Raw genomic sequence first — 10,373 nt, forward strand, 5'->3', positions numbered from 1 at the left:
GCAACGCCGGTGATCACCTCAATGCGGGTGGGTCTGTCGTTGGGCATAAGCATGTCCCCAAGCACAGGCTTGAGCCTTCCATGGTCATGCCAGGCTGTCCGGTCGAAATGGGGGGCAGTTCAGGGTGGGGGCAGTTGTCCCCAAGTAGCCCGCTTCCGACCTTGAAGCAGAGCGAAGCGAAGGTCGGCTCTCCTCCCTCCCGCCCGCGCGGCTTTGCAGACGCAGCGCAAACCGATCAGGTGCGACGAACGGCAGAAAGGTCCGCAGGACGGTTCGTCCTGGTTGCGCTCTCGCTGCACCAAGCTCGAATGTCCGGAGACTTAGCGGCAGCGCCGCAGGGTTTTTGCTGTATCTCTGTAGATTTCTGCTGCGAGCGCACGCAGCGAGAGACTGGCACTTCCGCAACGGGGCTCTCCAGTAGCCTCCGCTGCGCCCTGTGCCTACGGCCGCGCAGGACCGAAACCGTCTCAAGGTTCAACCGCCCGCAGTTCATCCTTTTTGCGCGGCGGCCGAGGAGACGGAACCTGGCACTAGTTCGATGTAAGCCAATGCCTGTCCCCCGCAACCAAATCCGACACACCAGCGCCGCAGCCCAAAAGGCCCGCGGCGCTTTTCCTGTGCCCACAGCCCTGCACGGCCCCGACAAGGCGGCCCGAGCCGGCCCGCCCACGCCAGCAACACTGCATCGCGCAGGCGGACCGCGAGGCTAGGGCGCCAGGCTGGTCGGGAGCGAGGCGATGGCATCAGCGCGGCTGGCCATCGCGGGAAGACGGGGGACCCTGTCAGAATGGCGGAGGCCGCAGCGCGGTCCGGCCGGCTTCTAACCCGACGCCGCTGCGGCGGTTGGTGGGGTCTGTCCCTCGTTGAGGACGTCGAGCAGGGGGCAGTCGGGCGTGGCGGCACCGGAGCAGCGGGCGACCGTCTCGGCCAGGACGCGTTCGATTTCCTGCAGGTCGCGGATCTTGGCGCGCACCGCGGCGAGATGGTGGCGCCCCATCCGCGCGACCTCGGCGCAGGTGTGGCTGCCGCGGTCGACGAGGGACAGCAGGCCGCGGGTTTCCTCGAGGGTGAAGCCGAGATGCCGGGCGCGCATCACGAAGGCCAGGCGGTCCACATGGGCCGGGCCGTAGCGGCGGTGCCCGGACGCGGTGCGCGGCGGGTCGGGCATCAGGCCGACGCTCTCGTAATAGCGGATGGTTTCGAGATTGCAGCCGGTGAGCCGGGCCAGCTCGGCGCGCCTCAGGCCGCTTGCGCGGGCGTGACCGGACGGCATGGCATTTCTCCTTGATCCTGTAGCCCCTACAGACCCTAGCTTGACGGTCATCGGGCGCCAACGGGAGGTCACGATGAAAGCCGGGGGGATTGGGACAAGACGCGGCACGCGGGAGGGGTGCGCGGCCGGCCGGAGCCGGATGGCGCGGCGCGCGGGCCCTTGTCTCCCGCCACGGCGTGCCGCGGCTATGGGATCCGCGCGGCGGTCGGGGTGCGGGTCGTGAGGCGCCCCGGGACGCCCTCCGACAGGCACGGCCGCCTTCTGGCATACGGGCTCATCGGCACCGTCGTCCTGGCGCTCTGCTGCTTCACCCCGATCCTGGTCATCCTGCTGGGCGCGGTCGGGCTCTCTGCCCTGCTGGGCTGGCTCGACCTCGTGCTCCTGCCGGCGCTGGCGGGGGCCCTCGGCCTTACCCTCTACGCGCTCTGGCGCCGGCGCGGGATCTGAAAGGGAGACGGAGATGGCGGAATGCTGCACCCCCGCGGGGGCCTGCGACCTCGCCGTGATCGGCGCCGGCTCGGCCGGGTTCTCGGCTGCGATCACCGCCGCCGAGGCCGGGGCGCGGGTCGCGCTGATCGGCGACGGGACGCTCGGCGGGACCTGCGTGAACGTGGGCTGCGTGCCCTCCAAGGCGCTGATCCGCGCCGTGGAGGGCCTGCATCAGGCCCGCGCGGCGACGCGCTTCGACGGGATCGAGGCCGCGGGCCGCATCGCCGACTGGGCCGCGACGATGGCGCAGAAGCGGGCGCTGGTGGAGACAATGCGGGCGGCGAAATATGCCGACGTGCTGCGCCGGCACGCCAATATCGCCTATGTCGCGGGCCGCGCCCGGTTCGACGATGCGGGCCGGCTGACCGTCAACGGCGCCGCCTTTCCGGCGGCGAGGATCGTCATCGCCACCGGGTCCCGCCCGCAGGTGCCGGCGATTCCCGGCCTCGCGGCGGTCGACGCGCTCGACAGCGCCGCGGCGCTGGAGCTGGCGGACCTGCCTGCCTCCCTGCTGGTGCTCGGCGCGGGCTATGTCGGCGTGGAGCTGGCGCAGCTCTTCGCCCGGGCCGGGGTCGCGGTGACGCTGGTCAGCCGCCGCGGCGTGCTGCCGGCGGCCGAGCCCGAGATCTCCGCGGCGCTGGCGCGCGGCCTCGCCGAAGAGGGTATCCGACTGGCGCGCGTCCCGGGCTACGAACGCGTGGCGCGGGACAACGATACCGTGCGTCTGACCGCCACTGACGGAAATGTCTTCGGCGCCGAGCGGCTGCTGCTCGCCACCGGACGGGTGCCGAACAGCGACGCCCTGAATCTCGGCGCTGCGGGGATCGCAACCGATGCGCGGGGCGGGATCGTCGTCGACGACCATATGCGCACCGCCAATCCGAAGGTCTGGGCCGCGGGCGACGTCACCGGGCGCGACCAGTTTGTCTACATGGCGGCCTACGGCGCCAAGCTCGCCGCGCGGAACGCGGTGGCGGGCGAGGCGCGCGCCTACGCCAACGCCACGATGCCCTGGGTGGTCTTCTCCGACCCGCAGGTCGCGGGCGTGGGGTTGAGCGCGGCGCAGGCCCGGGCTGCCGGGCATGCGGTGCGGACCTCCGTCCTGCCGCTCGACGCGGTGCCCCGCGCGCTGGCCGCCCGCGACACCCGCGGGCTGATCAAGCTGGTGGCGGAGGCGGGGAGCAAGCGCCTTCTGGGCGCGCAGATCCTCGCCCCCGAGGGCGCCGACAGCATCCAGACGGCAGCGATGGCGCTGCGGGCGGGCATGACCTACGAAGAGCTCGGCGACACGATCATGCCCTATCTCACCAATGTGGAGGGGCTGAAGCTCGCCGCGCAGACCTTCGAGAAGGACGTGGCCGCGCTCAGCTGCTGCGCGGGGTAGCGCCCATGATTGCAACCGGAGACCGACCGCCCCATGCCGACCCTAGCCGCCTATATCGGCGCCGCCCTCGCCGAGATCGCCGGATGCTTTGCCTTCTGGGCCTGGCTGCGGCTCGACAGGACGATCTGGTGGCTCGGGCCCGGCATGGCCTGCCTCGCGCTCTTCGCCTACCTGCTGACGCTGTCGGGCAGCGTCGCGGCCGGACGGGCCTACGCCGCCTATGGCGGCATCTACATCGCGGCCTCGCTGGTCTGGCTCTGGGCCGTGGAAGGGGTCCGGCCGGACCGGTGGGACCTGATCGGCGTCAGCCTCTGCCTCCTGGGCGCCGGCATCATCATCGCCGGGCCCCGGGCGCCGCTCTGAGGCGGGCGGTCTCACCTTCGGACAGGAGCCTCCTTTATGCATGACCTGATCGTCATCGGCGCCGGCATGGCCGGCATCAGCGCCGCCAAGAAATGCAGCCAGGCCGGCTGGTCCACTTCCATCGTCGACGCGCTGCCCTATGGCGGCACCTGCGCGCTCAGGGGCTGCGATCCGAAGAAGATGCTGCGCGCCGGGGCCGAGGCGGTGGAGGCCGCGCGGCGGCTCGCCGGCAAGGGCGTGGCGGGCGAGACCCGGATCGACTGGCCGGCGCTGATGCAGCACAAGGAGAGCTTGACCGACCCGATGCCGGAGAGCATCGAGAACGGCCTGCGGGAGGCCGGGGTACGGACCCTGCACGGTCGCGCACGCTTCACCGGTGAGGACCGGATCGCGGTCGAGGGCCATGGCGAGATCGTCTTCCGCCACGCGCTGATCGCCACGGGTGCGGCGCCCCGGCCGCTGGAGTTTCCCGGCGCCGAGCGGCTGATCGACAGCACCGGCTTCCTGAACCTCGCCGCGCTGCCGCGTCGGATCGTCTTCGTCGGCGGCGGCTACATCTCCTTCGAATTCGCCCATATCGCGGCGCGGGCGGGGGCGCAGGTGACGATCCTCGATCGCGGCGCGCGGCCGCTGAAGAGCTTCGACCCCGACCTCGTCGACATGCTGCTGGAGCGCAGCCGCGCCGCCGGGATCGAGATCGTCGCCGAGGCCGCGATCGAGCGGGTCGAGGACAAGGAGGGAGCGCACCGCGTGGTCTACCGGAAGGCGGGCGCACGCCATGCCATCGAGGCCGATCTCGTCGTGCATGGCGCCGGGCGGGTGCCCGCCATCGAGCGCCTCGACCTCGCCGCCGCGGGAATCGAGACCGAGAACGGCGGCGTGAAGGTCATGCCGTGGCTGCAATCGCCGTCCAACTCCCGCGTGTATGCCGCCGGCGACGCCGCCGCCTCGCCCGGCAGGCCGCTGACCCCGGTGGCGGTCTTCGAGGGCAAGATCGCTGCCTCGAACATGCTCAAGGGCCAGCGCACCGCGCCCGATTACACCGGGGTGCCGAGCGTGGTCTTCACCCTTCCCGAACTCGCCCGCGTCGGCCTGCTCGAGGCGGAGGCGCGCGAGGCGGGCGAGGTCGAGGTGAGCTTCACCGACACCTCGGGCTGGTTCTCGCAGAGGCGCCTGGGCGAGAGCCATGCCGGAGCGAAGATCATCGCGGGCAGGGACGGCAAGATCCTCGGCGCCCACATGTTCGGCCCGGATTATGCCGAGCTGATCAATGTCTTCTCCCTGGCGATCAAGCTGGGCCTGACGGTGGCCCAGGTGAAGGCGATACCCGCGGCCTACCCGACGGGCGCGTCCGACATTGGGTCGATGCTGTGACCGGGGATCGGCCCGGCTCTGCACGGCCGCCTGCGAGAGCCCGGCCCGCGTAAGGGTTGAAGGCCGTGCCGGCCGGGGCGGACCCCTCCGCGGCCGGTCGGCCCAGCCGCGGCGCTGGCCCATGCGCGGCCGGTCGGCCCGGCCGCGGCGCTGCCCATGCGCGGCGCGCGCGCGGCGGGGCTCCGAAGACTTTCGCAGATCGCCCCGGGCGCACGGGCGGACGCTGGCCAGGCAGGGGCCCGCCTCGACCGGACGTCGGCCCGCCGACCTTCCGGCCGGCCTATGTCAACATCGCGCCCGAGTTTCAGCATCGCGCCCGCGCACGAGACGGTCCTGGTTGAAACCCACCTTGGGGAGCGTGCAGCTCTTCGAAATGCTCAAGCCGTCACCTTGCCGCCAATGCCGGACATCGAAACCTGCGATCGCGTCGCCGAGGCCGGGTGGTGGACAGCTTCGCATCGCTGATGGGGACCTTCCGGCGTCAAGAAGAACGGCGGCGACCGGGTCGAGGACTGCTCCGACAAGACAGAGACGCTAAAGATGCGCAAGCGCGCCGAGGCTTTCCTTGAGCTTCGGGGCCGTGTCCGAGAGTATCAGTCCCGCCTCGGCGCTCGCATCGACTGCGAGACGTAGTGAACCGCGCCACGGCCCTCGTCGAAAGCGGGCGTTACCAGCGCCCGTTCCGGCATATGCCTGCCGACGCGTTCCAAGATATTCCCACCGGGCGGGCGCAACTGATCCAGGCACTCAACCGCCAGCATTCCGATGCCTAAGTGCTTGCCGGCGCAACTCAGCCGGGTCGGCGCGCATTTCTGCTCCGCACGCTTCGTTCGTGCGTCAGTCTGCCAAAGCACATCTGGCCAATCACCGCATGAGACGCCCCCGCAAAAGTCAAAGGCATCCCGATCGGCGCGCAAACTTGCAGGCAAATCGTTCAAGCTTACGGGCATCGCGCACGATCACACGCGATCCTACACGCCTTCAGAAATCCAGGTTCTCCACCGACAGGGCGTTCTGCTGGATGAATTCGCGGCGTGGTTCGACGACGTCGCCCATCAGCTTGGTGAACAGGTCGTCGGCTTCGGCCATGTCGTCGATCTCGACGCGCAGCAGGGTGCGGGCCTCGGGGTCGAGGGTGGTTTCCCAGAGCTGGTCGGGGTTCATCTCGCCCAGGCCCTTGTAGCGCTGCAGCTGGTTGCCCTTCTCGCCCTCCTCGAGGATCGCCCGCAGCAGGTCGAGCGGGCCGTGGATCACCTGGCGGCGGTCCTTGCGCTGCAGGAAGGCGGGGCTGTCATAGACCGCCTGCAGCGCCTGGGTGAAGGAGCCCGTCTTGCGCGCCTCGCCCGAGCGCAGCATGGTGCCGTCGAGCGTCCGCACCTCCTCGACCCCGCGCAGGATGCGGGCGAGCCGGATGCCGCGATCTTGGGTGATGCGGCCCGACCAGCCTTTCTCGTATTCCAGCGCGATCAGGTCGAGCCGGGCCGCGACCTTGTCGGCCACGCCCTGCAGGTCGGCCTCCACCGCGCCGGGCACGAAGGCCCCGGCGATCGCCGCCTGTTCGAGGATGTGGCGCGGGTAATGCGTCGGGAAGGCGTCGAGCACGCGCTTCAGGCTGCGCGCCTCCTCGACCACCCGCACCAGATCCTGGCCGGTGATCTCCTCGCCGTTGCCCTGCACCAGCAGCGCCCCCTCGGTGCCCTGCTGGATCAGGTAATCCTCGAGCGCGCCCTGGTCCTTCAGGTAGACCTCGGAGCGGTTGCGCGTCACCTTGTAGAGCGGTGGTTGGGCGATATAGAGATAGCCGCCCTCGATCAGCTCGGGCATCTGGCGGTAGAAGAAGGTCAGCAGCAGGGTGCGGATATGCGCGCCGTCGACATCCGCGTCCGTCATGATGACGATCTTGTGGTAGCGCAGCTTCTCGATGTTGAACTCGTCGCGGCCGATCCCGGTGCCGAGCGCCATCACCAGGTTGCCGATTTCCTGGCTCGACAGCATGCGGTCGAAGCGGGCGCGCTCGACGTTGAGGATCTTGCCGCGCAAGGGCAGCACCGCCTGGGTGCCGCGGTCGCGGCCGGTCTGCGCCGAGCCGCCGGCGCTGTCGCCCTCGACCAGGAACAGCTCGGTTTTCGACGGATCCTTCTCCGAACAGTCCTTGAGCTTGCCGGCGAGGTAGTTGACGTCCATCGCGGTCTTGCGCCGGGTCAGCTCGCGGGCCTTGCGCGCGGCCTCGCGGGCCAGCGCCGCCTCGACGATCTTGCCGACGATCATCTTGGCCTCGTTGGGGTTCTCGTCGAACCACTCGGTGAGCTTCTCGTTCATCAGCCCCTCGACCGCCGGGCGGACCTCGGAGGAGACCAGCTTGTCCTTGGTCTGGGACGAGAATTTCGGATCCGGCACCTTCACCGACAGGACGCAGGTCAGACCTTCGCGGGCATCGTCGCCGGTGAAGGCGATCTTCTCCTTTTTGGCGATGCCGGAATCCTGGGCGTAGCGCGTGAGCGTCCGGGTCAGGGCGCCGCGGAACCCCGCCATGTGGGTGCCGCCGTCGCGCTGCGGAATGTTGTTGGTGAAGGGCAGCACGGTCTCGTGGTAGCTGTCGTTCCACCACATCGCGACCTCGACGCCGATGCCGTCGCGCTCGCCGGTCATGTAGATCGGCTCGGACATCAGCGGATGCTTCGAGCGGTCGAGATACTTGACGAATTCGCGCACGCCGCCGTCGTAATAGAGTTCGAGCGACAGCGGCTCGGCCGGGCGCTCGTCCTCGAGCAGGATGCGGACGCCGGAATTCAGGAAGGCGAGCTCGCGCAGGCGCTTCTCCAGCACGTGGAAATCGAAGTCGAGGTTGGAGAAGGTGGTGGTCGAGGCGAGGAAGCGCACCTCGGTGCCCTTGCGGCCCTCGGCCTCGCCAGTGACGCGCAGATGCTCCACCGTCTCGCCGCGCTCGAAGCGGGCGTAATGCTCCTTGCCGCCGCGCCAGATCCGCAGCTCGAGCCAGTCCGACAGCGCGTTGACCACCGAGACGCCGACGCCGTGCAGACCGCCCGAGACCTTGTAGGAGTTCTGGTCGAATTTGCCCCCGGCATGCAGCTGGGTCATGATGACCTCGGCGGCCGAGACGCCCTCCTCCTCGTGGATGTCGGTGGGGATGCCGCGGCCGTTGTCGGAGACCGAGACGCTGCTGTCGGCATGGATCTTGACGGTGACGCGGGTGGCGTGGCCGGCCAGCGCCTCGTCGATGCCGTTGTCGACGACCTCGTAGACCATGTGATGCAGGCCGGAGCCGTCATCGGTGTCGCCGATATACATGCCGGGACGTTTGCGCACGGCCTCCAGGCCCTTGAGAACCTTGATGGAATCGGCGCCGTACTCGTCGGCTTTGCGGGCTTCTTCGGCCATGGACATCCCGTCTCTCTAATGGTGCGCGGACAATATCGCCGGCGGGGGGGAATGTCACGCCGGACCCCCAATATTTTGGGGGTCGGGCAGGGTCCTGCCGCCGCATCCGGAGGTCGCGCCGCTCCGGCTCACCCGGGCAGGGGGCCGAGCGGGCAGCGCGCGACGAGGTGGAAGCGTCCGTCCGCCGCCTCGCCCAGCAGGCAGAGGCTGCGGATCGGGTAGGGCCGGGGCAACAGCGGCGCCAGAGCCGCCTCCAGCCGCGGTTCCAGGCGGTCGCGGGCGGCGCGGTCGAGCCGCCCGGTCAGGGTCATGTGGAAGCGGAATTCCTCCATCACGTACGGGTAGCCCCAGCGCACCAGCAGCGCCTCCTGGGCCGGGCTGAGCCGGGCGCCGCGGCGCCGCGCCAGTTCGGCGGGCTCCGGCGGCGCGCGGAATGGGTCGAGCCCGGCCACCGCCGCGCCGGCCAGCGCCGCGAGCTCCGGCGGCGCCCGCTCCGGCACCAGCGCCAGGAAGCGCCCCAGCGCGGCGAGGCGCAGCCCCGGCAGCGCGACCGGCGCCTGGCCGGCGCAGAACGCCCGGAACGCGGCGCGCAGCGCCGCGGGCTCGGTCCCCGCCGCCAGCCGGAAGGGCGGCTTGATGGTGGCGTGGAAGCCGTAGCGCTGCGGCGTGGCGACCGCCGCCCGGCGCTCGGCCTCGGGGAGCGCCGGTTCCGGCGGGGGCGGCGCCTCGGTGCCCCGCGCCGCGTCCCAGCCCAGCCAGCCGGCACCGAAGGCGGCCAGCGGCCCGGGATCGGGCAGGTGATAGATCGCGTAGCGCGCAAAGCCCGTCATGGCCCGCCTCTCCCCTTGTCCTCGGCCCGCCACCTGCGCCACCTTCGGCGGGAGTTGAACCAGCCGGCGGGCGAAAGGACAAGATGACCGAGACCGTGCTGACCGATGCGCGCCTCGTGCTCGAGACCGGCATCCTCCGCGGCCATCTCTGCCTGCGCGACGGCCGCATCGCCGATCTCGGCGCGGGGCCGAGCCGCGTGCCGGGCGCGGTCTGCTGCGGCGGCGACTGGGTGATCCCCGGCCTTGTGGAGCTGCACACCGACAATCTCGAGCGCCACCTGCATCCGCGCCCCGGGGTCGACTGGCCGCATGCGGCGGCGATCCTGGCGCATGACGGCGAACTTGCCGCCGCCGGCATCACCACGGTCTTCGACGCGATGCGCGCCGGCAGCGTCGCCGCCGCCGGGGCCGCGTCGAGCCGGCGCTATGCCCGCGCGGTGTCGCGCGCGCTCTTCGCGCTGCGCGACGCCGAGGCGCTCAGGATCAGCCATTTCCTGCATCTGCGCGCCGAGCTCTGTTCCGAGAGCCTGCTCGAGGAGCTCGCCGAGTTCGGCCCCGAGGACCGCGTCGGCATCGTCTCGATCATGGATCACACGCCGGGCCAGCGGCAGTTCCGCGACATGGACCGGCTGCGCGCCTATCTCTGCGGCAAGCACGGCCTCGACGCCGCGGGCTTCGACGATCACGTGGCGGTGCTCGCGCGGCTCCGGGACCGGCTCGGCGCCCGGCACGAGGCCGGCGCGGTCGCCGCCGCCATGCGCCTCGGCGCGGTGCTGGCGAGCCACGACGACACCACCGAGGATCAGGTCGCGGCGAGCGCCGGGCACGGCGTCGCGCTGGCCGAGTTCCCGACCACGGAGGCCGCGGCGCGGGCCTGCCGGGGGCGCGGCATCCCGGTGATGATGGGCGCGCCGAACCTGATCCGCGGCGGCTCGCATTCCGGCAACGTGGCGGCCGAGACGCTGGCGCGCGCCGATTGCCTCGACATCCTGTCCTCCGATTACGTCCCCGCGGCGCTGCTCCTCGGCGCCTTCCGGCTCGGCGCGCTGTGGGACGACCTGCCGCGCGGCATCGCCACGGTGACGGCACGGCCGGCGGCGGCGGCGGGGCTCGGCGATCGCGGCCGGCTCGCCGTGGGCCTGCGCGGCGATCTCGTCCGGGTGGCCGAGATCGCCGGAACGCCGGTGGTCCGGGCGGTCTGGGCGCGCGGCGCCCGCGTCGCCTGAGGCGCCCGCCGCCCCCGTGGTGCGCGCCCCGGCGC

General features: G+C 71.1%; 8 protein-coding genes. 5 read left to right on the forward strand and 3 right to left on the reverse strand.

The window, feature by feature from the left end:
• Positions 1 to 820: 820 nt before the first annotated feature.
• Positions 821 to 1,273, reverse strand: a complete 453-nt coding sequence (locus tag ACXYMW_RS19390) for a MerR family transcriptional regulator (protein ID WP_459036976.1) — start codon at positions 1,271 to 1,273, stop codon at positions 821 to 823.
• A gap of 219 nt (positions 1,274 to 1,492) precedes the next feature.
• Between ACXYMW_RS19390 and merF the strand changes: the two genes are divergently transcribed.
• The 4 genes from merF to ACXYMW_RS19410 are packed head-to-tail and all read left to right on the forward strand — an operon-like array spanning position 1,493 to position 4,883.
• Complete coding sequence (merF, locus tag ACXYMW_RS19395; protein WP_459036977.1) at positions 1,493 to 1,720, forward strand: mercury resistance system transport protein MerF; 228 nt, start codon at positions 1,493 to 1,495, stop codon at positions 1,718 to 1,720.
• Positions 1,721 to 1,733: 13 nt separating this feature from the next.
• The gene (gene merA / locus ACXYMW_RS19400; RefSeq protein WP_459036978.1) at positions 1,734 to 3,146 is read left to right on the forward strand and encodes a mercury(II) reductase; all 1,413 of its coding nucleotides are present in this window, start codon (positions 1,734 to 1,736) and stop codon (positions 3,144 to 3,146) included.
• 33 nt (positions 3,147 to 3,179) lie between these two features.
• On the forward strand, positions 3,180 to 3,509 hold the full coding sequence (locus ACXYMW_RS19405) for a YnfA family protein (RefSeq protein ID WP_459036979.1): 330 nt from the start codon (positions 3,180 to 3,182) through the stop codon (positions 3,507 to 3,509).
• 36 nt (positions 3,510 to 3,545) lie between these two features.
• Positions 3,546 to 4,883: a dihydrolipoyl dehydrogenase family protein gene (locus tag ACXYMW_RS19410; protein ID WP_459036980.1), complete on the forward strand. Its 1,338-nt coding sequence runs from the start codon at positions 3,546 to 3,548 to the stop codon at positions 4,881 to 4,883.
• A 981-nt stretch (positions 4,884 to 5,864) separates the two neighbouring features.
• Here the strand turns inward: ACXYMW_RS19410 and gyrB are convergent.
• Together gyrB and ACXYMW_RS19420 are read right to left on the reverse strand one after the other, a co-directional pair.
• On the reverse strand, positions 5,865 to 8,282 hold the full coding sequence (gene gyrB, locus ACXYMW_RS19415; protein ID WP_459036981.1) for a DNA topoisomerase (ATP-hydrolyzing) subunit B: 2,418 nt from the start codon (positions 8,280 to 8,282) through the stop codon (positions 5,865 to 5,867).
• A 128-nt stretch (positions 8,283 to 8,410) separates the two neighbouring features.
• Positions 8,411 to 9,112: a DUF1045 domain-containing protein gene (locus ACXYMW_RS19420; protein ID WP_459036982.1), complete on the reverse strand. Its 702-nt coding sequence runs from the start codon at positions 9,110 to 9,112 to the stop codon at positions 8,411 to 8,413.
• 83 nt (positions 9,113 to 9,195) lie between these two features.
• On the opposite strand from ACXYMW_RS19420, the gene ACXYMW_RS19425 reads away from it, so the two are divergent.
• Positions 9,196 to 10,338, forward strand: a complete 1,143-nt coding sequence (locus tag ACXYMW_RS19425; RefSeq protein ID WP_459036983.1) for an alpha-D-ribose 1-methylphosphonate 5-triphosphate diphosphatase — start codon at positions 9,196 to 9,198, stop codon at positions 10,336 to 10,338.
• Positions 10,339 to 10,373 lie beyond the last annotated feature (35 nt).

Source organism: Roseivivax sp. CAU 1761, from assembly GCF_054482755.1.

Bases quoted from the DNA above. Each gene is read 5' to 3' on its own strand.
- gyrB (WP_459036981.1), bottom strand. From the start codon at position 8,282: ATGGCCGAAGAAGCCCGCAAAGCCGACGAGTACGGCGCCGATTCCATC.
- ACXYMW_RS19420 (WP_459036982.1), bottom strand. From the start codon at position 9,112: ATGACGGGCTTTGCGCGCTACGCGATCTATCACCTGCCCGATCCCGGG.
- ACXYMW_RS19405 (WP_459036979.1), top strand. From the start codon at position 3,180: ATGCCGACCCTAGCCGCCTATATCGGCGCCGCCCTCGCCGAGATCGCC.
- ACXYMW_RS19390 (WP_459036976.1), bottom strand. From the start codon at position 1,273: ATGCCGTCCGGTCACGCCCGCGCAAGCGGCCTGAGGCGCGCCGAGCTG.
- ACXYMW_RS19410 (WP_459036980.1), top strand. From the start codon at position 3,546: ATGCATGACCTGATCGTCATCGGCGCCGGCATGGCCGGCATCAGCGCC.
- ACXYMW_RS19425 (WP_459036983.1), top strand. From the start codon at position 9,196: ATGACCGAGACCGTGCTGACCGATGCGCGCCTCGTGCTCGAGACCGGC.
- merA (WP_459036978.1), top strand. From the start codon at position 1,734: ATGGCGGAATGCTGCACCCCCGCGGGGGCCTGCGACCTCGCCGTGATC.